Raw genomic sequence first — 20,803 nt, 5'->3', positions numbered from 1 at the left:
CTGGAAGCATGCTAATGGCTACGATTCATGTAGACGGCAAAGAATACGAAGTCAACGGGGCGGACAACCTGCTGGAAGCTTGTCTGTCTCTTGGCCTTGATATTCCGTACTTTTGCTGGCATCCGGCGCTGGGCAGCGTCGGTGCTTGCCGCCAGTGTGCGGTGAAGCAATATCAAAACGCGGAAGACACGCGTGGTCGCCTGGTGATGTCCTGTATGACGCCAGCCACCGAAGGCACCTTTATTTCGATTGATGACGAAGAAGCGAAACAGTTCCGCGAAAGCGTTGTGGAGTGGTTGATGACCAACCACCCGCACGACTGTCCGGTCTGTGAAGAGGGCGGAAACTGCCACCTTCAGGATATGACCGTGATGACCGGTCACAGCTTCCGTCGCTATCGCTTTACCAAGCGTACCCACCGTAATCAGGATCTGGGGCCGTTCATCTCTCACGAAATGAACCGCTGCATCGCCTGCTACCGCTGCGTGCGTTACTACAAAGACTATGCAGACGGTCAGGATCTGGGCGTGTATGGCGCACATGACAACGTCTACTTCGGTCGTCCAGAAGACGGCGTACTGGAAAGCGAATTCTCCGGTAACCTGGTAGAAATCTGCCCGACCGGCGTCTTCACGGATAAAACCCACTCCGAGCGTTACAACCGTAAGTGGGACATGCAGTTTGCGCCAAGCATCTGCCAGCAATGTTCTCTCGGCTGCAACACCAGCCCGGGTGAGCGCTACGGCGAACTGCGTCGTATCGAAAACCGCTACAACGGTACCGTTAACCACTACTTCCTGTGCGACCGCGGTCGTTTCGGCTATGGCTATGTGAACCTGAAGGACCGTCCGCGTCAGCCGGTTCAGCGCCGTGGCGACGACTTCATCACCCTGAACGCTGAACAGGCGATGCAGGGTGCGGCAGATATTCTGCGTCAGTCGAAGAAAGTGATCGGTATCGGTTCCCCGCGCGCCAGCATCGAAAGCAACTTCGCGCTGCGCGAGCTGGTCGGGGCGGAAAACTTCTATACCGGCATCGCCCAGGGCGAGCAGGAACGTCTGCAGCTGGTACTGAAAGTGCTGCGTGAAGGCGGTATCCATACCCCTGCGCTGCGCGAAATTGAATCCTATGATGCGGTTCTGGTGCTGGGTGAAGACCTGACGCAGACCGGCGCACGCGCGGCTCTGGCGGTTCGTCAGGCGGTGAAGGGGAAAGCACGTGAAATGGCAGCGGCGCAGAAAGTGGCTGACTGGCAGATTGCGGCGATCCTGAACATCGGCCAGCGCGCGAAGCATCCTCTGTTTGTGACCAACGTCGACAATACCCGTCTGGACGATATCGCGGCGTGGACCTACTGCGCACCGGTTGAAGATCAGGCGCGTCTTGGCTTTGCCATTGCCCATGCGCTGGACAACAACTCTCCGGCCGTTGAACTGGATCGTGACCTGCAGAGCAAGGTCGACGTGATTGTTCAGGCGCTGGCGGGGGCGAAGAAACCGCTGATTATTTCCGGTACCAACGCCGGTAGCGCAGAGATCATTCAGGCAGCAGCCAACGTGGCCAAAGCCCTGAAAGGCCGCGGTGCTGACGTCGGTGTGACCATGATTGCCCGTGCGGTGAACAGCATTGGTCTGGGCATGATCGGCGGCGGCTCGCTGGAAGAAGCGTTAAGCGAACTGGAATCCGGTGCCGCTGACGCCGTTGTGGTGCTGGAAAATGACCTGCATCGCCATGCATCAGCCGCGCGTGTCGACGCTGCACTCTCTAAAGCGCCGCTGGTGATGGTTATCGATCATCAGCGCACCGCGATTATGGATAAAGCGCACCTGGTGCTCTCTGCGGCAAGCTTCGCAGAAAGCGACGGTACCGTTATCAACAACGAAGGCCGCGCGCAGCGTTTCTTCCAGGTTTATGACCCGTCGTACTACGACAGCAACACCGTGATGCTGGAGAGCTGGCGCTGGCTGCACTCCCTGCACAGCACCGTGCAGAGCCGTGAAGTGGACTGGACGCAGCTCGACCACGTTATCGACGCGGTGGTGGAAAAACTGCCTCAGCTGGCAGGCATTAAAGATGCCGCGCCTGAAGCGAGCTTCCGCATTCGCGGCCAGAAACTGGCGCGTGAACCGCACCGTTACAGCGGCCGTACCGCAATGCGCGCCAACATCAGCGTGCACGAACCGCGCCAGCCGCAGGATAAAGACACCATGTTCGCCTTCTCCATGGAAGGGAACAACCAGCCGTCTGCGCCGCGTTCGCAAATCCCGTTCGCATGGGCACCGGGCTGGAACTCCCCGCAGGCATGGAACAAGTTCCAGGCTGAAGTGGGCGGCTCCCTGCGCCACGGCGATCCGGGCGTGCGTCTGATTGAGGCCTCCGAAACCGGTCTGGACTTCTTCACCACCGTACCGGCGAGCTTCCAGGCGCAGGACGGTAGCTGGCGTATTGCCCCGTACTACCACCTGTTCGGTAGCGACGAGCTGTCCCAGCGTTCACCGGTCTTCCAGACCCGCATGCCGCAGCCGTACATCAAGCTCAACCCGGCGGACGCCGCGAAGCTTGGCGTTAACGCGGGCGCGAACATTGCCTTTAGCTATGACGGCCAGACCATCAGCCTGCCGCTGATTATTTCTGAAAGTCTGACAGCAGGGCAGGTCGGTCTGCCGATGGGTATGCCTGGCATCGCGCCGGTTCTGGCGGGTGCGCGTCTTGATAATCTGCAGGAGGCAAAAGCATGAGTTGGTTAACGCCGGATCTTATCGACATCCTGCTGATCATTCTGAAAGCGATTGTTATCCTGCTGGTGGTGGTCACCTGCGGCGCGTTCATGAGCTTTGGTGAACGTCGTCTGCTCGGTCTGTTCCAGAACCGTTACGGACCGAACCGCGTGGGCTGGGGTGGTTCACTCCAGCTGGTCGCGGACATGATCAAGATGTTCTTTAAAGAGGACTGGATCCCGCGCTTCTCGGATCGCGTGATCTTTACTCTGGCACCGATGATCGCCTTCACCTCGCTGCTGCTGGCGTTTGCTATCGTTCCGGTCAGCCCGACCTGGGTGGTCGCTGACCTGAACATCGGCATTCTGTTCTTCCTGATGATGGCAGGCCTCGCGGTTTACGCGGTCCTGTTCGCAGGCTGGTCCAGTAACAACAAATACTCGCTGCTGGGTGCGATGCGTGCGTCCGCGCAGACCCTGAGCTACGAAGTGTTCCTGGGTCTCTCCCTGATGGGCGTGGTGGCGCAGGCCGGTTCATTTAACATGACCGACATCGTCAACAACCAGGCCGACATCTGGAACGTGATTCCGCAGTTCTTTGGGTTTATTACCTTTGCTATCGCGGGCGTGGCGGTGTGTCACCGTCACCCGTTTGACCAGCCAGAAGCCGAACAGGAACTGGCCGACGGTTACCACATCGAATATTCCGGTATGAAATTCGGTCTGTTCTTCGTGGGCGAGTACATCGGTATCGTCACCATTTCCGCGTTGATGGTAACGCTGTTCTTCGGTGGCTGGCATGGCCCGTTCTTACCGCCGTTCATCTGGTTCGCGCTGAAAACCGCGTTCTTCATGATGATGTTCATTTTGATTCGCGCAGCGTTACCGCGTCCGCGTTATGACCAGGTAATGTCCTTCGGTTGGAAAGTGTGCCTGCCGCTGACGCTCGTCAACTTGTTGGTAACGGCCGCTGTCATTCTCTGGCAGCAGCCATAAGGGGCAATAGACCATGACCTTAAAAGAATTACTGGTAGGCTTCGGTACCCAGGTACGCAGTATCTGGATGATCGGCCTGCACGCGTTTGCCAAACGCGAAACCCGGATGTACCCGGAAGAGCCGGTATATCTGCCGCCGCGCTACCGTGGCCGTATCGTGCTGACGCGCGACCCGGACGGTTCCGAGCGCTGCGTTGCCTGTAACCTGTGTGCGGTAGCGTGCCCGGTTGGCTGTATCTCTCTGCAGAAAGCCGAGACGGTAGACGGCCGCTGGTACCCTGAGTTCTTCCGCATCAACTTCTCACGCTGCATTTTCTGCGGTCTGTGTGAAGAAGCGTGCCCAACCACGGCGATTCAGCTGACTCCAGACTTCGAGCTGGGTGAGTACAAGCGTCAGGACCTGGTGTACGAGAAAGAGGATCTGCTGATTTCCGGTCCGGGCAAATACCCGGAATATAACTTCTACCGGATGGCGGGTATGGCAATCGACGGCAAAGATAAGGGCGAAGCAGAGAACGAAGCCAAGCCTATCGACGTCAAGAGCCTGTTACCGTAAGGAGAGGGCAATGGAATTCGCTTTTTATATCTGTGGCCTTATCGCCATTCTGGCTACGCTGCGAGTGATCACGCACACCAACCCGGTGCATGCGCTGCTGTACTTAATCATCTCGCTGCTGGCCATTTCCGGGGTGTTCTTCGCACTGGGCGCGCACTTCGCCGGTGCGCTGGAAATCATCGTCTACGCCGGGGCCATCATGGTGCTGTTCGTGTTCGTCGTGATGATGCTGAACCTGGGCGGCTCTGAAATCGAGCAGGAACGTCAGTGGTTAAAACCGCAGGTGTGGATCGGCCCGGCAATTTTGTCGGCCATCATGCTGGTGGTGATCGTGTACGCCATTCTGGGTGTTAACGATCAGGGCATCGACGGCACGCCGATTGGCGCTAAAGAGGTCGGTATTACGCTCTTTGGCCCATACGTTCTGGCGGTTGAACTGGCCTCCATGCTGCTGCTGGCAGGTCTGGTTGTGGCCTTCCACGTTGGCCGCGAAGAGCGTGCTGGCGAGGTGCTGAGCAACCGCACTGACGACCGCGCGAAAAGAAAAACGGAGGAGCGCGCATGATCCCCTTAACACATGGACTGATCCTCGCTGCGATTTTATTCGTTCTGGGTCTGACTGGTCTGGTTATCCGCCGCAATCTGCTGTTTATGCTGATCGGGCTGGAAATCATGATTAACGCCTCCGCGCTGGCCTTCGTGGTCGCCGGAAGCTACTGGGGCCAGACCGATGGTCAGGTGATGTACATTCTCGCCATCAGCCTTGCGGCTGCCGAAGCGAGTATTGGCCTGGCGCTGTTGCTGCAGCTCCATCGTCGCCGCCAGAATCTGAACATCGATTCAGTAAGTGAGTTGCGTGGATGAACATGCTTGCCTTAACCATTATTTTTCCGCTGATTGGCTTCGTGCTGCTGGCGTTTTCTCGCGGCCGCTGGTCTGAGAATCTGTCTGCAACCGTCGGCATGGGCTCTGTTGGCCTGGCCGCGCTGGTGACAGCGTATGCGGGTATCGACTTCTTTAACAACGGGCGTCAGCCTTTCAGCGTGCCGCTGTGGACCTGGATGTCGGTCGGTGATTTCAACATCGGTTTCAACCTGGTGCTGGATGGTCTCTCCCTGACTATGCTCTCCGTGGTCACCGGCGTCGGCTTCCTGATCCACATGTTCGCCTCCTGGTATATGCGCGGTGAAGAGGGTTACTCCCGCTTCTTCGCCTACACCAACCTGTTTATCGCCAGCATGGTGGTTCTGGTCCTGGCCGATAACCTGCTGCTGATGTATCTGGGCTGGGAAGGCGTGGGTCTGTGTTCTTACCTGCTGATCGGTTTCTACTATACCGATCCGAAGAATGGCGCAGCGGCCATGAAAGCGTTCGTCGTGACCCGCGTGGGTGACGTCTTCCTCGCTTTCGCGCTGTTCATTCTTTACAACGAACTGGGCACGCTGAACTTCCGCGAAATGGTGGAACTGGCGCCAGCGCACTTCGCCGCAGGCAACAACATGCTGTGGTGGGCAACGCTGATGCTGCTGGGTGGTGCCGTGGGTAAATCCGCGCAGCTGCCGTTGCAGACATGGCTGGCCGACGCGATGGCGGGTCCAACCCCTGTCTCCGCGCTGATCCACGCTGCGACCATGGTTACCGCCGGTGTCTACCTGATTGCGCGTACCCATGGCCTGTTCCTGATGACTCCGGAAATTCTGCACCTGGTCGGTATCGTCGGTGCGGTCACGCTGGTGCTGGCAGGCTTTGCCGCGCTGGTGCAGACCGACATCAAGCGCGTTCTCGCGTACTCCACCATGAGCCAGATTGGTTACATGTTCCTCGCGCTGGGCGTTCAGGCGTGGGACGCGGCCATTTTCCACCTGATGACGCACGCGTTCTTTAAAGCGCTGCTGTTCCTCTCATCCGGTTCGGTGATTCTGGCCTGCCATCACGAGCAGAACATCTTCAAAATGGGCGGACTGCGTAAGTCCATCCCGCTGGTGTATGTCTGCTTCCTGGTGGGCGGCGCGGCGCTGGCGGCACTGCCGTTGATCACCGCGGGCTTCTTCAGTAAGGACGAAATCCTTGCGGGTGCCATGGCAAATGGTCATATCAATCTGATGGTTGCGGGTCTGGTCGGTGCGTTCATGACCTCCCTGTATACCTTCCGTATGATTTTCATCGTATTCCACGGTAAAGAACAAATTCACGCTCACGCAGGGAAGGGGATTACCCATCACCTGCCGCTGATTGTGCTGCTGGTACTGTCCACCTTCGTTGGCGCGATGATTGTGCCTCCGCTGCAGGGCGTGCTGCCGGCGACAACCGAGCTTGAGCACGGTCGCGTTCTGACGCTTGAAATCACCTCCGGTGTGGTCGCTATCGCGGGCATCCTGATCGCAGCATGGCTGTGGCTGGGCAAACGTACGCTGGTCACTGCCGTGGCCAACAGTGCGCCGGGCCGCCTGCTGGGCACCTGGTGGTACAACGCGTGGGGCTTCGACTGGCTGTACGACATGATCTTCGTTAAGCCGTTCCTGGGTATCGCGTGGCTGCTGAAGCGCGACCCGCTGAACAGCCTGATGAACATCCCGGCGATCCTTTCCCGCTTTGCAGGCAAAGGCCTGCTGTACAGCGAGAACGGTTACCTGCGCTGGTATGTGGCGTCCATGAGCATCGGTGCGGTTGTCGTGCTGGCGCTGCTGATGGTGTTGCGTTGATCGTTAAGTGAATTTTATTCGAATTCGTTGAAAATCAGGCCCCTGCTGGGGGCCTTAAAAAGGAATGTAAATCGCCATGTTACTACCCTGGCTAATATTAATTCCCTTCATCGGCGGCTTCCTGTGCTGGCAGACTGAACGCTTTGGCGTGAAGATGCCGCGCTGGATCGCGCTGATCACCATGGGATTGACGCTCGCGCTTGGCCTGCAACTGTGGTTGCAGGGCGGTTACTCACTGACCCAGTCTGCGGGCATTCCGCAGTGGCAGTCTGAGTTCATCCTGCCGTGGATCCCACGTTTCGGCATTACGATCCACCTGGCGATTGACGGCCTGTCGCTGCTGATGGTGGTGTTGACCGGCCTGCTCGGCGTTCTGGCGGTACTCTGCTCCTGGCGTGAAATCGAAAAATACCAGGGCTTCTTCCACCTGAACCTGATGTGGATCCTGGGCGGCGTGATCGGCGTGTTCCTTGCCATCGACATGTTCCTGTTCTTCTTCTTCTGGGAGATGATGCTGGTTCCGATGTACTTCCTGATCGCGCTGTGGGGCCACAAGGCATCCGACGGTAAAACGCGTATCACGGCGGCAACCAAGTTCTTCATCTATACCCAGGCGAGTGGTCTGGTGATGTTGATTGCCATTCTGGCGCTGGTGTTTGTTCACCACAACGCGACCGGCACCTGGACCTTCAACTACGAAGACCTGCTGAAGACCCCAATGTCGCACGGCGTGGAATACCTGCTGATGCTGGGCTTCTTCATCGCCTTCGCGGTGAAAATGCCGGTGGTTCCGCTGCACGGCTGGCTGCCAGACGCGCACTCTCAGGCGCCAACGGCGGGTTCCGTTGACCTGGCGGGCATCTTGCTGAAAACGGCGGCCTACGGTCTGCTGCGCTTTGCACTGCCGCTGTTCCCGAACGCCTCCGCAGAGTTCGCACCGATTGCCATGTGGCTGGGTGTGATCGGCATCTTCTACGGTGCCTGGATGGCTTTCACCCAGTACGACATCAAGCGTCTGATTGCCTACACCTCCGTTTCCCACATGGGCTTCGTGCTGATTGCTATCTACACCGGCAGCCAACTGGCGTACCAGGGGGCGGTGATCCAGATGATTGCGCACGGTCTGTCCGCAGCCGGTCTCTTCATCCTGTGCGGCCAGCTGTACGAACGTCTGCACACCCGCGACATGCGTATGATGGGCGGTCTGTGGAGCAAAATTAAGTGGCTGCCAGCGCTCTCCATGTTCTTCGCGGTGGCGACTCTGGGGATGCCGGGCACCGGTAACTTCGTCGGCGAATTTATGATTCTGTTCGGCAGCTTCAAAGTGGTACCGGTGATTACCGTGATCTCCACCTTTGGTCTGGTGTTCGCTTCCGTCTACTCGCTGGCGATGCTGCACCGCGCTTACTTCGGTAAAGCGAAGAGCGAAATTGCTGCACAAGAACTGCCGGGGATGTCGCTGCGTGAGCTGTTCATCATCCTGCTGCTGGTCGTACTGCTGGTGCTGCTGGGCTTCTTCCCGCAGCCGATTCTGGATACCTCGCACAGCGCGATGGGCAATATCCAGCAGTGGTTTGTTAATTCTGTTTCTACTACAAGGCCGTAATTCGCCATGACAATAACTCCACAACAACTGATCGCGCTGCTACCGCTGCTGATCGTCGGATTGACGGTGGTGGTTGTGATGCTCTCCATTGCGTGGCGACGCAATCACTTCCTGAATGCCACGCTGTCGGTCATCGGCCTGAACGCCGCGTTAGTCTCACTCTGGTTTGTTGGCCAGGGTGGGGCGATGGACGTCACCCCGCTGATGCGCGTTGACGGTTACGCCATGCTGTACACCGGTCTGGTGCTGCTGGCGAGCCTGGCAACCTGTACCTTTGCGTACCCGTGGCTCGAAGGCTACAACGACAACAAAGAAGAGTTTTACCTGCTGGTTCTGATTGCCGCGCTGGGCGGCATTCTGCTGGCGAATGCGAACCACCTGGCCGCGCTGTTCCTCGGCATTGAGCTGATCTCTCTGCCGCTGTTCGGTCTGATTGGTTACGCCTTCCGCCAGAAGCGCTCGCTGGAAGCAAGCATCAAGTACACCATCCTGTCTGCGGCGGCGTCCTCGTTCCTGCTGTTTGGTATTGCGCTGGTGTACGCACAGTCCGGTAACCTCTCCTTTATGGCGCTCGGCAAGAGCCTCGGTGACGGTATGCTGCATGAGCCGCTGCTGCTGGCGGGTCTGGGCATGATGATTGTTGGCCTTGGCTTCAAACTCTCTCTGGTGCCGTTCCACCTGTGGACGCCAGACGTCTACCAGGGGGCACCGGCTCCGGTGTCGACCTTCCTGGCGACGGCGAGCAAAATCGCTATCTTCGGGGTAGTGATGCGTCTGTTCCTGTACGCGCCGGTGGGTGACAGCGAAGCGGTTCGCGTGGTGCTGGGCATCATCGCGTTCGTCTCCATCATCTTCGGTAACCTGATGGCGCTGAGCCAGACCAATATCAAGCGTCTGCTGGGCTACTCGTCTATCTCTCATCTGGGCTACCTGATGGTGGCGCTGATTGCGCTGCAGAGCGGTGAGATGTCGATGGAAGCCGTGGGCGTCTATCTGGCCGGCTACCTGTTCAGCAGCCTCGGCGCCTTCGGCGTGGTGAGCCTGATGTCCAGCCCGTACCGTGGTCCGGATGCCGATTCACTGTTCTCTTACCGTGGTCTGTTCTGGCACCGTCCAATCCTGTCCGCCGTAATGACCGTGATGATGCTCTCTCTGGCCGGTATTCCGATGACGCTTGGCTTTATCGGTAAGTTCTATGTGCTGGCCGTCGGTGTGCAGGCGCACCTGTGGTGGCTGACCGCGGGCGTGGTGATCGGCTCCGCGATTGGTCTCTACTACTACCTGCGTGTGGCCGTGAGCCTGTACCTGAGCGCACCTCAGCAGCTCAATCGTGATGCTCCAGGCAACTGGCAGTACAGCGCTGGTGGTATCGTGGTACTCATCTCCGCGCTGCTGGTGCTGATCTTCGGTATCTATCCGCAACCGCTGATTGATATCGTGCAGCGAGCGATGCCGCTGATGTAAAAACAAAAAACCCGCCTCGGCGGGTTTTTTTATTGCCCAGCGTCGCTACGCTTGCAGGGCCTACGGGTTTTGTAGGTCGGGTAAGCGTAGCGCCACCCGACTAAGCCAGCTGTTTACGGCTAATCAACGGCCCGTCAATCTTCTTCATCGAGCGGTCCAGCACTTCCTCAATCACTGACGACAGCTCGTTCAGCTCAAACTTCGCGACGTACCCGTCGGCCTTCACCTTGCGAATATGGTCTTCGTTGGCGTTACCGGAAAGGGAAGAGTGGATCACCACCGGAATATCTTTCAGAACCGGGTCGGTTTTGATTTTGCGCGTCAGCGTAAAACCGTCCATCTCCGGCATTTCGAGGTCGGTCAGCACCAGCGCGATCTTATCGGTGATCGGCACGCCCTCAGCCTGTGCCTGTGCGGCCAGCACGCCAATTTTTTCCCACGCCTCTTTGCCGGTGATGTGCAGCTGCGCTGGGATCTCCATCGCCTGCAGACCTTTCTCCAGCATCGAACGCGCCACTTTGGAATCTTCCGCCACAATCGCGACCGCGCCCGGCTTGATATTGAACTTAGTGGTTTTCAGATTGGTGGCGTGCAGATCGTGGTTGGCCGGAGTGATGTCATACAGGATCTGCTCAACGTCCAGCACCATCGCCAGATCGTTGGTATCCGTTTTCTCATCCAGGCAGGCAATGCTGGTGATATAGCGACCGCTGACGGCGGTTTCCGCCGCGTGCACCTGCTTCCAGTCCAGACGCATGATGTTCTCAACCGACTCCACGGCAAACGCCTGCACGCTGCGCGCATATTCGGTGATCAGCAGGATATTCAGACCGGTGGTGGGCTTACAGCCCGCCACGGCGGCCAGGTCGATCACCGGGATCACCTGATCGCGGATATTCACCATTCCCATCAGCGGTGATTTCATTCCGGCGGGTTTCGTGAACTCCGGCATCGGCACAATTTCACGCAGCTTAAAGACGTTAATGCCAAACAGCTCAGATTTATTTTCGTTAAGAGAGGTGCCAAGACGGAACAGCAACAGTTCAAAACGGTTCGACAGGGTCAGATTCGCCCTGTCATCAATATCTTTCTGGAAATTATCCATTCTACCCTCGAGAGAAATGCTGACCTTTTAATCGTTATCGGCATCCTGAGGGAAAAATGAAGGACTAAACGCTGACTTGAGCGAAATCTTCGGCCAGCTCACATTCCGGGAACAGCGCGCGGCACTCTTCCAGCAGCTTTTCACAGCCCCGCGCGTCGTAGCGCGAGCTGACGTGGGTGATGATGAGCCTCCCGACGCCCGCGTCACGGGCTAGCTGCGCCGCCTGACGCGTGGAGCTATGACCCCGGCCGTTGGCTTTCTCTTCCATCGCCGTTTCAAGCGTCGCTTCATGCACCATCACGTCCACGTCCTGGGCAAGCGTGAGCGCCGCCCGGCACGGGGCCGTGTCGCCAAAGATCGCCAGCTTCTTGCCGGGCTGCGGTGCGGCGAGATAATCCTGCCCATTGATGACGCGCCCGTCCTCCAGCGTGACGGTCTCGCCGTGCTTCAGGCGCTGGAACAGCGGCCCGGGTTTTACGCCATCGGCCATTAGCGCGGCGGCATCCAGCGCGCCGGGTTTGTCATGCGCGTCAATACGGTATCCATAGCACTCGACAGGGTGATTGAGCGGCTGAACGCTCACCTTATAATCGCCGTCATCGAAAACCAGGCCTTCGCTAATCTCAACGACCTCCAGCGGATAATCCGTCCACGACCCGCTCAGGCGCAGCGTGGTTCCAACAAATTCACGAATACCCGCAGGCCCGTAAATCGTCAGCGGGTTGGCGTTACCGGCCATCGAGCGGCTGCACAGCAGGCCGGGAAGGCCAAACAGATGGTCGCCATGCAGATGGGTGATAAAAATTTTATCCAGCTTGCCGGGGTGATAAGCGGTGTCTAGCAGCTGATGCTGCGTCCCTTCACCACAGTCAAACAGCCACAGCCCGCCGCGGGTGGGGTGTTTAAGATCCAGCAGTATCGCCGTCACATTCCGTGAGCGGGTTGGCACGCCCGCCGACGTACCCAGAAAAATCAGTTCCATAACGCAATCAGCCCTTTGCTGAACGGGGAGGTGTTTAGTATAACGTGATGAACCCCAGGAAGGAGACTGACATGATCCAGTGGCAAGATTTACACCATAGTGACCTTACCGTTCATTCACTTTACGCCGTGCTGAAACTGCGCTGCGAAGTGTTCGTGGTTGAACAGACCTGCCCGTATCAGGACATCGACGGCGACGATCTCGTCGGCGAGAACCGCCATATCCTCGGCTGGCGGAATAACGAGCTGGTGGCGTATGCGAGGATTCTGAAAAGTGAAGACGATTTTGAGCCTGTCGTCATTGGCCGCGTCATCATCAGCGGCAAAGCGCGCGGTGAAAAACTGGGCTATCAGCTGATGGATAAAACGCTGGAGGCATGCCAGAAACAGTGGCCGAACAAGGCGTTATACCTGGGCGCGCAGGCGCACCTGCAGTCCTTCTACGGCCACTTTGGTTTCGTGCCGGTCACCGAGGTGTACGATGAAGACGGCATTCCCCACATCGGCATGGCGCGGGAAGCGAAGCAGGCGTAATGACGAGTCGTTGGCTATAGTTAGCGGACTGGTGTACTAACATGGAGAAAAATATGTCATTTCAATCCTGGGATACCCGTATCGACGACGACCTGGCCTTACTGAGCGAAACGCTGGAAGAGGTGTTACGTTCCTCGGGCGACCCTGCCGATCAGAAATATATTGAGCTAAAAGCCCGTGCCGAACAGGCGCTGCATGAAGTGAAAAACCGCGTCAGCCATGCGTCTGATACCTACTACTACCGCGCCAAAAAAGCGGTGTACCGTGCCGATGATTACGTGCATGAAAAACCGTGGCAGGGCATTGGAGTAGGTGCTGCCGTCGGGCTGGTACTGGGGCTGCTCTTAGCCCGTCGTTAAGCCGCTTAACCACTCCCTATACGTGGGTACTGCTATTTATTGCCAGTACCCCGTATAATACGAGGTTTTAACAGGGAGAGGTTCGCGTGAATTCGATTTTCCTCGCGCTGGAGCAATTGCGTACCCAGCTTTCGCAAGCGTTACCCGCAACACCCGGCATACGTCATTTCGACGTCTCTTTCCCGTTAAACGACGCCTTCGACCCTCTCGCCTGGCTTGGGGCGCAGCAGTGCTATCCGCAATTTTACTGGCAGCAGCGTAACGGCGATGAAGAGCTGGCTGCGCTGGGGGCGGTGATCCCCTTTTCCTCTCTGGCGTTAGCCACGCAGTTTTTGCGCGAGCAAAACGCGGCAGGTGATACCCGTATCTGTGGCCTGAACGCCTTTACTCCGGAGCAGGGCAGCCTCTTTTTACCGCGACTGCTCTGGCGACGCACCGCCGGCACCGCTACGCTGCGTCTGCAGCTGTGGAGTGATTATTCACTTCAGGAAGATGCCCTCGCCGCGCGGGATTTTTTAGAGCAACTCCGTCCTGCGAGATCTATCCGTCCGCTATCCGTTCAGATTGAGCACGAAACCCATCAGCCGCAACAGGCCGAATGGCTGACGCTTATCCGCAGAGCGACAGAGACCATCGCGCGCGGTGATTTTGAAAAGGTGGTTCTCGCCCGGGCAACCGATATCCGGTTTACACAGCGCGTTAACCCTGTCGCGCTGATGGCGGCCAGCCGCGCCCTGAATTTACATTGCTACCATTTCTGCATGATTTTCGACGCCAGCAACGCGTTTCTTGGCTCGACCCCCGAGCGTCTCTGGCGGCGGCGCGGCACGCTGCTGCGCACCGAAGCGCTGGCGGGCACCGTCGCCAGCCATACCGATGATAAAAAGGCGCAGCGTCTGGGCGAGTGGCTGCTGAACGACGATAAAAACCAGCGCGAAAATATGCTGGTTGTGGAGGATATCTGCCAGCGTCTTCAGCACTACACGCGGACGCTTGAGGTACTGCCCCCCCAGGTGGTGCGCCTGCGTAAAGTGCAGCATTTGCGCCGCTGTATCTGGACCGAGCTCAAACAGGCCGACGACGAGCAGTGCCTGCATATGCTACAGCCGACGGCGGCCGTTGCCGGTTTGCCCCGACAGCCTGCGCGCGAGTTTATTCAGAAGGTTGAGCCCTTTAACCGCGAGTGGTACGCCGGTTCGGCCGGGTATTTATCGCCTGACCAGAGTGAGTTCTGCGTGGCGTTGCGTTCAGCCCGCGTCCATGAGGACTCGCTGCGGCTCTACGCCGGGGCCGGCATTGTCAGCGGGTCTGACCCGGAGCAGGAGTGGCAGGAGATTGAAAACAAAGCCGCCGGATTGCGCTCTCTGCTCCTAAGGGATTAATACTGATTCGCGCAATCCCGATTCACATCAAAATTCCAATTTTTTCTATTATTTATACTGTGTCGCATTCTTGATACCGGACAATCTCATGTCAGTAAGTTCTTTTAACCGACGCTGGGCGGCGGTGATCCTTGAAGCCCTGACGCGCCATGGCGTCAGGCACGTGTGTATTGCACCGGGTTCTCGCTCAACGCCGCTGACGCTGGCGGCCGCCGAAAACCGGGCGTTGATTCACCACACCCACTTTGATGAGCGCGGCCTCGGTCATCTCGCGCTGGGTCTGGCGAAGGTCAGCAAAGAACCCGTGGCGGTGATTGTCACTTCCGGTACTGCCGTGGCGAACCTCTATCCGGCTCTGATTGAAGCCGGGTTAACCGGTGAAAAGCTGATTCTGCTGACGGCCGATCGTCCCCCTGAGCTTATCGACTGCGGCGCCAATCAGGCCATCCGTCAGCCGGGACTCTTTTCTTCGCATCCTTCGCAGACGATTTCGCTGCCCCGGCCCACCCAGGATATTCCGGCAAGCTGGCTGGTCTCCACCGTCGATCACGCCATGGAAACGCTGCGCGGCGGGGCGCTGCATATCAACTGCCCGTTTGCCGAGCCGCTGTACGGCGAGCTGGACGACACGGGTCTTGACTGGCAGCAGTCTCTCGGTGACTGGTGGCAGAGTGAAAAACCGTGGCTGCGCGAGCAGACGCACCTTGAGAGCGCGAAGCAGCGCGACTGGTTCTTCTGGCGGCAGAAGCGCGGCGTGGTTATCGCCGGGCGCATGAGCGCCGCCGAAGGCAAGCTGGTCGCCGAGTGGGCGCAAACCCTGGGCTGGCCGCTGATAGGCGACGTGCTTTCCCAGACCGGGCAGCCGCTGCCGTGTGCGGATCTCTGGCTGGGTAATGCCAAAGCGGTCACCGAGCTGTCGCAGGCGCAAATTGTGGTCCAGCTTGGATCGAGTTTAACCGGCAAGCGGTTACTGCAGTGGCAGGCCACCTGCACACCGGACGAATACTGGCTGGTGGACGCGCTGGAAGGGCGTCTTGACCCGGCGCACCATCGCGGTCGTCGTCTGGTCAGCCGTATCGACGCCTGGCTGGCGCTCCATCCGGCTGAAAAACGCAAACCCTGGGCGGTTACCCTCCCGGACCTGTCGCGCCAGGCGTGGGCACTGACCCGCGCGCGCTGTGAAGCGTTCAGCGAGGCCGGGCTGGCGCACCGTATTCGCCAGTACCTGCCCGAGCAGGGGCAGCTGTTTGTCGGCAACAGCCTGGTCGTGCGGCTGATTGACGCCATTTCGCAGCTGCCCGCGGGCTACCCGGTGTACAGCAACCGCGGTGCCAGCGGCATCGACGGGCTGATCTCTACGGCGGCGGGCGTGCAGCGCGCCAGCGCAAAATCGACGCTGGCCATCGTGGGGGATCTCTCCGCGCTCTACGACCTCAACGCGCTGGCGCTGCTGCGTCAGGCGTCTGCCCCGTTCGTGCTGATTGTGGTTAACAACAACGGCGGGCAGATTTTCTCCCTGCTGCCCACGCCGCAGAGCGAGCGCGAGCGCTTCTATCTGATGCCGCAGAACGTGCACTTCGAACACGCCGCGGCGATGTTCAGCCTGAAATATCATCGCCCGGAAAGCTGGGAACAGCTGGATGCGGCGCTAAGCTCCGCCTGGAAGCAGCCCGGCGCGACGCTGATTGAGCTGGTGGTGAACGAGGCTGACGGTGCGCAGGCCCTGCAAAGCCTGCTGGCGCAGGTGAGCCAGCTGTGATCCTCTCGGGCGTGCAGCAGGCTGGAAAACCAGGCTATCCCTGGCTGGTCTTTTTGCACGGTTTTTCCGGCGATTGCCGCGAGTGGCAGGGTGTTGGTGAGCGGCTTTGCGATTACCCCAGGCTGTATCTGGATCTGCCGGGACACGGCGGATCCCGGAATCTGGGCGTGACGGGCTTCGACGAGATGAGCGCGTTGCTTACCCGAACTTTGATTAGTTACAACATACTGAAATTCTGGCTCGTCGGGTACTCCCTCGGCGGCCGCATTGCGATGTTCCATGCCTGCCAGCAGCCGAAGGGGCTGTTGGGCGTGACGGTAGAAGGCGGCCATCCGGGCCTGCAGGATGCCGATGCGCGACAGGCGCGGCTGGCATCAGACCGCCGCTGGGCGACGCGTTTTCGCAGCGAACCGCTGGAAAAGGTATTCGCTGACTGGTACCAACAGCCCGTGTTTGCCTCCCTGACGGACGCCCAGCGCGACGCGCTGATTACCCTGCGCAGCCAGAACAACGGCGCGGCGCTGGCGATGATGCTCGAGGCGACGTCGCTGGCCGTGCAGCCCGACCTGCGTACCGCGCTCAGCGCACGTGATTTCACTTTTGATTATCTCTATGGCGAACGTGATGAGAAGTTTGCGGCCCTTGCTGCGGAGTTGAGCGCCGTCTGCCATGCAATTCCCAACGCCGGACACAACGCCCACCGGGAAAACCCCGACGCGGTTGCCGCGAGTCTGGCTCAGATACTGCGTCTTCGAATAAAGGACACTCTATGATCTATCCTGATGAACACATGCTTTACGCCCCGGTTGAATGGCAGGACTGCTCCGAAGGCTACACCGACATTCGTTACCACAAATCCACCGACGGTATTGCCAAAATCACCATCAACCGCCCACAGGTGCGTAACGCCTTCCGTCCGCTGACCGTGAAAGAGATGATTCAGGCCCTGGCGGATGCGCGCTATGACGACAACATCGGCGTGATTGTCCTGACCGGCGAAGGCGAGAAAGCGTTCTGCTCCGGTGGCGATCAGAAAGTGCGCGGCGACTACGGCGGATACCAGGACGATGCGGGGACGCACCACCTGAACGTCCTCGATTTCCAGCGTCAGATCCGCACCTGTCCAAAACCGGTGGTGGCGATGGTGGCGGGCTACTCCATCGGCGGCGGCCACGTGCTGCACATGATGTGCGACCTGACCATTGCCGCTGAAAACGCCATCTTCGGCCAGACCGGCCCGAAAGTGGGATCTTTCGACGGCGGCTGGGGTGCCTCCTACATGGCGCGCATCGTCGGGCAGAAAAAAGCCCGTGAAATCTGGTTCCTGTGCCGTCAGTACAACGCGCAGGAAGCGCTGGATATGGGCCTGGTGAATACCGTGGTGCCGCTTGCCGATCTCGAAAAAGAGACCGTGCGCTGGTGTCGCGAAATGCTGCAAAACAGCCCGATGGCGCTGCGCTGCCTCAAAGCGGCACTCAACGCCGACTGCGACGGTCAGGCGGGTCTGCAGGAGCTGGCGGGCAACGCCACTATGCTGTTCTACATGACCGAAGAGGGTCAGGAAGGGCGCAACGCGTTTAACGAAAAACGCCAGCCAGACTTCAGCAAATACAAACGGAATCCGTAATGCGTCGCGCGCAGGTTTACCGCTGGCAGATACCGATGGACGCGGGCGTGGTGCTGCGTGAACGGCGGTTAAAAACCCGTGACGGCTTCTTCGTGCATCTGCAGCAGGGCGAGCGGGAAGGCTGGGGCGAGATTTCGCCTCTGCCGGGCTTTAGCCTCGAGTCGCTGGAGGATGCGCAGGCTGCATTGCTGGCGTGGGCAGACGCGTGGCGTGAGGGCGAGAACCCGGCGTTACCGGATGTGCCTTCCGCGGCTTTTGGTATCAGCTGCGCGCTGGCGGAGCTGGACGGCAGCCTGCCAGAAGCGGGGAATTACCGCGCGGCACCGCTCTGTACGGGCGATCCGGACGAGCTGTTCGCGCAGCTCTCCGCCATGCCGGGCGAGAAGGTCGCGAAAATCAAAGTCGGGCTTTATGAAGCGGTGCGTGACGGCATGGTCGCCAACCTGCTGCTGGAGGCGATCCCCGATCTGCATCTGCGTCTGGACGCCAACCGCGCCTGGACGCCGCTTAAGGCGCAGCAGTTTGCAAAGTACGTCAATCCGGCGTACCGCAGCCGCATTGCCTTCCTCGAAGAGCCGTGCAAAACCCGTGAGGATTCGCGCGCGTTCGCCCGCGAAACGGGGATTGCCATCGCCTGGGATGAAAGCCTGCGCGAGGCCGATTTTGAATTTGCTGCAGAGCCCGGCGTCAGCGCGGTGGTGATTAAACCGACGTTGACCGGCAGCCTGGCGAAAGTGCGCGAGCAGGTCGCGGCGGCGCACGCCTTAGGGCTGACGGCGGTCATCAGCTCGTCGATTGAATCCAGCCTTGGGCTAACCCAGCTGGCGCGCATTGCCGCCTGGTTAACGCCTGACACGGTCCCCGGCCTCGACACGCTGAACCTGATGCAGGCTCAGCTTCTTCGCCCGTGGCCGGACAGCGCGCTGCCGTGCCTCGACGTCGCGGCGCTGGAGCCGTTGCGATGAGTTTTACCGACTGGCCGTGGCGGCACTGGTGTGCGCAATTTACCCATAAACCGGCCCTGAGGCTTAACGACGAGGTGCTCAGCTGGCAACAGCTGTGCGCGCGCATCGACAGCCTTGCGGCGGGCTTTCACCGTCAGGGCGTGGAGGAGGGCGACGGCGTGCTGCTGCTTGCCCATAACCACCCGCACACCCTGCTGGCGTGGCTGGCGCTGCTCCAGTGCGGGGCGCGTATTCTTCCCGTTAATCCGCAGCTGCCGCGCCCGCTGCTGGACGTGCTGCTCCCGCAGATTACGCTGCGCTTTGCGCTGGTGCTGGACGGCAGCTACGACGGCCTTCCTGCCCTGAGCATGCGCGAGACCGCCGATGCGTATTGCGCTGCGTGGCAACCGGCGCGGCTGGCCTCCATGACGCTGACCTCAGGCTCCACCGGTCTGCCGAAAGCAGCGGTCCATACCTGCGAGGCCCATCTCGCCAGCGCGCGCGGCGTTTTGTCGCTGATGCCCTACGGTGAAGACGACGACTGGCTGCTTTCGCTACCGCTGTTCCACGTTTCGGGCCAGGGGATTTTATGGCGCTGGCTGCAGGCAGGCGCGCGGTTAACCGTGCGCGAGAAACGGCCTCTGGAGCAGGCGCTGTGCGGCTGCACCCACGCCTCGCTGGTGCCAACCCAGCTCTGGCGTCTGCTTAATGCCCACCAGCCTGTCCCACTGAAAGCGGTGCTGCTGGGCGGGGCAGCCATTCCTGTTGAATTGACCGAACAGGCGCGAGAGCAGGATATTCGCACCTTCTGCGGCTACGGTCTGACCGAGTTTGCCTCAACCGTCTGTGCGAAAGAGGCCGACGGCGAGCCGGACGTCGGCCGTGCGCTGCCGGGCAGAGAGGTGCAGGTCGTTAACGGTGAAGTCTGGATCAGGGCGCAAAGCATGGCCTCAGGCTACTGGCGCGATGGCGAACTGATTCCGCTGTCCAACGCGCAGGGATGGTTTGCCACACGCGATCGCGGCGAATGGCATGACGGCCGTCTGACGATCCTCGGCCGCATGGATAACCTCTTCTTTAGCGGCGGAGAAGGGATCCAGCCGGAATCGCTCGAGCGCGTTATCGCCACGCACCCGCAGGTTAACCAGGTGTTCATCGTCCCGCTGGACGACGCTGAATTCGGGCAACGCCCGGTGGCGGTCGTGGAGTGCGAGCCGGGAACGGATATCACCTGTTTACCCGACTGGGTCAGGGACAAGGTGGCGCGTTTTGAGCAACCCGTCCGCTGGCTGCTTTTGCCGACCGAACTCAAAAATGGCGGCATTAAAGTCTCGCGCCGCGCGCTGCAGGAGTGGGTGAACGCAACGCTGAAGGGATAATAGCCGTTTCAAATAGTTACAATCTACTAGCCTGCCGCACGCAGAGTGCTTGATCCCCGGAAGACCCAGGTTAAAATCTCGCGGTTTTGGGACTTCTCTATAAAAATTGTGCGGGATCACGACAATGAAAAAAGTGGCATTACTGGGCTTCGGCCTGATGGTTGTATCTGCGGCGGCGAACGCCATTAGCATTAACGGCTCGGCGGGTCAGGATTATACCCACCTGGGCTTCGGCATGGGTACCGAGACATCCGGTCTGGCGATGACTGGCGGCTGGACGCATAACGATGACGACGGCGACGCGGCAAGCCTTGGCCTGGGCCTCAACATTCCTCTGGGCCCGTTCCTGGCGACCGTCGGCGGTAAAGGTATCTATACCAACCCAAATGACGGTGACGAAGGATATGCGGCGGCAGTGGGCGGCGGCCTGCAGTGGAAAATTGGCGACAGCTTCGGCCTGTTTGGCGAGTACTACTACTCTCCGGACTCCCTCTCAAGCGGTATCGACAGCTATGAGGAAGCCAACGCTGGCGCACGCTGGACCATCATGCGTCCAATCACCATCGAAGCAGGCTATCGCTATCTGAACTTGGCCGGTAAAGACGGCAACCGCGACAACGCGCTGGCCGACGGTCCGTACGTGGGCGTTAGCGCAGGCTTCTAATCTCTCCGGCGCGGCATGCTGTCGCGCCA

The 20,803-nt window shown here is 59.3% G+C and carries 19 protein-coding genes; 17 read left to right on the top strand and 2 right to left on the bottom strand.

The genetic code is table 11. The features are described from left to right. Nucleotides 1-14 precede the first annotated feature (14 nt). The 8 genes from nuoG to nuoN all read left to right on the top strand — a co-directional run bounded on the left by nuoG (nucleotide 15) and on the right by nuoN (nucleotide 10,040). Nucleotides 15-2,738: an NADH-quinone oxidoreductase subunit NuoG gene (gene nuoG, locus ACOTXF_RS17675; RefSeq protein ID WP_047747637.1), complete on the top strand. Its 2,724-nt coding sequence runs from the start codon at nucleotides 15-17 to the stop codon at nucleotides 2,736-2,738. Then, a complete protein-coding gene (gene nuoH / locus ACOTXF_RS17670) occupies nucleotides 2,735-3,712 on the top strand; it encodes an NADH-quinone oxidoreductase subunit NuoH (RefSeq protein WP_047747636.1) in 978 nt (325 codons plus the stop codon). The genes nuoG and nuoH overlap by 4 nt, the downstream gene beginning before the upstream one ends. A gap of 13 nt (nucleotides 3,713-3,725) precedes the next feature. Beyond that, a complete protein-coding gene (nuoI, locus tag ACOTXF_RS17665; RefSeq protein ID WP_003861491.1) occupies nucleotides 3,726-4,268 on the top strand; it encodes an NADH-quinone oxidoreductase subunit NuoI in 543 nt (180 codons plus the stop codon). A gap of 10 nt (nucleotides 4,269-4,278) precedes the next feature. Beyond that, nucleotides 4,279-4,833, top strand: coding sequence for an NADH-quinone oxidoreductase subunit J (nuoJ, locus tag ACOTXF_RS17660; RefSeq protein WP_008500212.1), 555 nt, complete (start codon nucleotides 4,279-4,281; stop codon nucleotides 4,831-4,833). Next, a complete protein-coding gene (gene nuoK / locus ACOTXF_RS17655) occupies nucleotides 4,830-5,132 on the top strand; it encodes an NADH-quinone oxidoreductase subunit NuoK (RefSeq protein ID WP_003861496.1) in 303 nt (100 codons plus the stop codon). The genes nuoJ and nuoK overlap by 4 nt, the downstream gene beginning before the upstream one ends. Further along, on the top strand, nucleotides 5,129-6,970 hold the full coding sequence (gene nuoL, locus ACOTXF_RS17650; RefSeq protein ID WP_008500213.1) for an NADH-quinone oxidoreductase subunit L: 1,842 nt from the start codon (nucleotides 5,129-5,131) through the stop codon (nucleotides 6,968-6,970). Before nuoK ends, nuoL begins: the two co-directional genes overlap by 4 nt. Before the next feature lie 76 nt (nucleotides 6,971-7,046). Then, entirely contained in the window at nucleotides 7,047-8,576 is a 1,530-nt protein-coding gene (gene nuoM, locus ACOTXF_RS17645) for an NADH-quinone oxidoreductase subunit M (protein ID WP_008500214.1), read from the top strand. A 6-nt stretch (nucleotides 8,577-8,582) separates the two neighbouring features. Then, entirely contained in the window at nucleotides 8,583-10,040 is a 1,458-nt protein-coding gene (gene nuoN / locus ACOTXF_RS17640) for an NADH-quinone oxidoreductase subunit NuoN (RefSeq protein WP_008500215.1), read from the top strand. A gap of 100 nt (nucleotides 10,041-10,140) precedes the next feature. On the opposite strand, the gene ACOTXF_RS17635 is transcribed toward nuoN, so the two are convergent. Next, nucleotides 10,141-11,145 carry a chemotaxis protein gene (locus ACOTXF_RS17635; protein ID WP_047747635.1) on the bottom strand — a complete coding sequence of 335 codons (1,005 nt, stop codon included), beginning with the start codon at nucleotides 11,143-11,145 and terminating at the stop codon, nucleotides 10,141-10,143. 64 nt (nucleotides 11,146-11,209) lie between these two features. Then, nucleotides 11,210-12,127, bottom strand: a complete 918-nt coding sequence (gene rbn, locus ACOTXF_RS17630) for a ribonuclease BN (RefSeq protein WP_047747634.1) — start codon at nucleotides 12,125-12,127, stop codon at nucleotides 11,210-11,212. 71 nt (nucleotides 12,128-12,198) lie between these two features. Here rbn and ACOTXF_RS17625 point away from each other — a divergent pair, with 71 nt between their 5' ends. The 9 genes from ACOTXF_RS17625 to ACOTXF_RS17585 all read left to right on the top strand — a co-directional run bounded on the left by ACOTXF_RS17625 (nucleotide 12,199) and on the right by ACOTXF_RS17585 (nucleotide 20,774). Then, nucleotides 12,199-12,660, top strand: coding sequence for a GNAT family N-acetyltransferase (locus tag ACOTXF_RS17625; protein ID WP_048963217.1), 462 nt, complete (start codon nucleotides 12,199-12,201; stop codon nucleotides 12,658-12,660). A 53-nt stretch (nucleotides 12,661-12,713) separates the two neighbouring features. Beyond that, nucleotides 12,714-13,019 carry a stress response protein ElaB gene (gene elaB / locus ACOTXF_RS17620; RefSeq protein WP_008500219.1) on the top strand — a complete coding sequence of 102 codons (306 nt, stop codon included), beginning with the start codon at nucleotides 12,714-12,716 and terminating at the stop codon, nucleotides 13,017-13,019. A gap of 86 nt (nucleotides 13,020-13,105) precedes the next feature. After that, nucleotides 13,106-14,401 (top strand): isochorismate synthase MenF, encoded by a 1,296-nt coding sequence (gene menF / locus ACOTXF_RS17615; protein ID WP_047747632.1) that lies wholly within the window; start codon nucleotides 13,106-13,108, stop codon nucleotides 14,399-14,401. Nucleotides 14,402-14,489: 88 nt separating this feature from the next. Next, on the top strand, nucleotides 14,490-16,160 hold the full coding sequence (menD, locus tag ACOTXF_RS17610) for a 2-succinyl-5-enolpyruvyl-6-hydroxy-3-cyclohexene-1-carboxylic-acid synthase (RefSeq protein WP_047747631.1): 1,671 nt from the start codon (nucleotides 14,490-14,492) through the stop codon (nucleotides 16,158-16,160). Then, on the top strand, nucleotides 16,157-16,933 hold the full coding sequence (menH, locus tag ACOTXF_RS17605; protein ID WP_047747630.1) for a 2-succinyl-6-hydroxy-2,4-cyclohexadiene-1-carboxylate synthase: 777 nt from the start codon (nucleotides 16,157-16,159) through the stop codon (nucleotides 16,931-16,933). Before menD ends, menH begins: the two co-directional genes overlap by 4 nt. Further along, nucleotides 16,930-17,787 carry a 1,4-dihydroxy-2-naphthoyl-CoA synthase gene (gene menB, locus ACOTXF_RS17600; RefSeq protein ID WP_008500223.1) on the top strand — a complete coding sequence of 286 codons (858 nt, stop codon included), beginning with the start codon at nucleotides 16,930-16,932 and terminating at the stop codon, nucleotides 17,785-17,787. The genes menH and menB overlap by 4 nt, the downstream gene beginning before the upstream one ends. Further along, nucleotides 17,787-18,752 (top strand): o-succinylbenzoate synthase, encoded by a 966-nt coding sequence (gene menC / locus ACOTXF_RS17595; protein WP_044597882.1) that lies wholly within the window; start codon nucleotides 17,787-17,789, stop codon nucleotides 18,750-18,752. The genes menB and menC overlap by 1 nt, the downstream gene beginning before the upstream one ends. Then, nucleotides 18,749-20,110 (top strand): o-succinylbenzoate--CoA ligase, encoded by a 1,362-nt coding sequence (gene menE, locus ACOTXF_RS17590; RefSeq protein ID WP_232927061.1) that lies wholly within the window; start codon nucleotides 18,749-18,751, stop codon nucleotides 20,108-20,110. The genes menC and menE overlap by 4 nt, the downstream gene beginning before the upstream one ends. A gap of 124 nt (nucleotides 20,111-20,234) precedes the next feature. Beyond that, nucleotides 20,235-20,774, top strand: coding sequence for a YfaZ family outer membrane protein (locus tag ACOTXF_RS17585; RefSeq protein WP_023294110.1), 540 nt, complete (start codon nucleotides 20,235-20,237; stop codon nucleotides 20,772-20,774). Nucleotides 20,775-20,803 lie beyond the last annotated feature (29 nt).

Source organism: Enterobacter cloacae complex sp. IR53041 (assembly GCF_049238285.1).
In the GTDB taxonomy this organism is placed as follows: domain Bacteria; phylum Pseudomonadota; class Gammaproteobacteria; order Enterobacterales; family Enterobacteriaceae; genus Enterobacter; species Enterobacter roggenkampii.
The sequence above is the reverse complement of the archived record's forward strand: the minus strand, read 5'-3'. Positions and strand labels throughout refer to the sequence as shown.

Coding starts and splice junctions, on each gene's coding strand:
- nuoL (WP_008500213.1), top strand. CDS start 5,129: ATGAACATGCTTGCCTTAACCATTATTTTTCCGCTGATTGGCTTCGTG.
- rbn (WP_047747634.1), bottom strand. CDS start 12,127: ATGGAACTGATTTTTCTGGGTACGTCGGCGGGCGTGCCAACCCGCTCA.
- nuoM (WP_008500214.1), top strand. CDS start 7,047: ATGTTACTACCCTGGCTAATATTAATTCCCTTCATCGGCGGCTTCCTG.
- ACOTXF_RS17635 (WP_047747635.1), bottom strand. CDS start 11,145: ATGGATAATTTCCAGAAAGATATTGATGACAGGGCGAATCTGACCCTG.
- menC (WP_044597882.1), top strand. CDS start 17,787: ATGCGTCGCGCGCAGGTTTACCGCTGGCAGATACCGATGGACGCGGGC.
- menB (WP_008500223.1), top strand. CDS start 16,930: ATGATCTATCCTGATGAACACATGCTTTACGCCCCGGTTGAATGGCAG.
- ACOTXF_RS17585 (WP_023294110.1), top strand. CDS start 20,235: ATGAAAAAAGTGGCATTACTGGGCTTCGGCCTGATGGTTGTATCTGCG.
- nuoH (WP_047747636.1), top strand. CDS start 2,735: ATGAGTTGGTTAACGCCGGATCTTATCGACATCCTGCTGATCATTCTG.
- nuoN (WP_008500215.1), top strand. CDS start 8,583: ATGACAATAACTCCACAACAACTGATCGCGCTGCTACCGCTGCTGATC.
- nuoG (WP_047747637.1), top strand. CDS start 15: ATGGCTACGATTCATGTAGACGGCAAAGAATACGAAGTCAACGGGGCG.
- ACOTXF_RS17625 (WP_048963217.1), top strand. CDS start 12,199: ATGATCCAGTGGCAAGATTTACACCATAGTGACCTTACCGTTCATTCA.
- nuoI (WP_003861491.1), top strand. CDS start 3,726: ATGACCTTAAAAGAATTACTGGTAGGCTTCGGTACCCAGGTACGCAGT.
- nuoK (WP_003861496.1), top strand. CDS start 4,830: ATGATCCCCTTAACACATGGACTGATCCTCGCTGCGATTTTATTCGTT.
- menD (WP_047747631.1), top strand. CDS start 14,490: ATGTCAGTAAGTTCTTTTAACCGACGCTGGGCGGCGGTGATCCTTGAA.
- nuoJ (WP_008500212.1), top strand. CDS start 4,279: ATGGAATTCGCTTTTTATATCTGTGGCCTTATCGCCATTCTGGCTACG.
- menE (WP_232927061.1), top strand. CDS start 18,749: ATGAGTTTTACCGACTGGCCGTGGCGGCACTGGTGTGCGCAATTTACC.
- elaB (WP_008500219.1), top strand. CDS start 12,714: ATGTCATTTCAATCCTGGGATACCCGTATCGACGACGACCTGGCCTTA.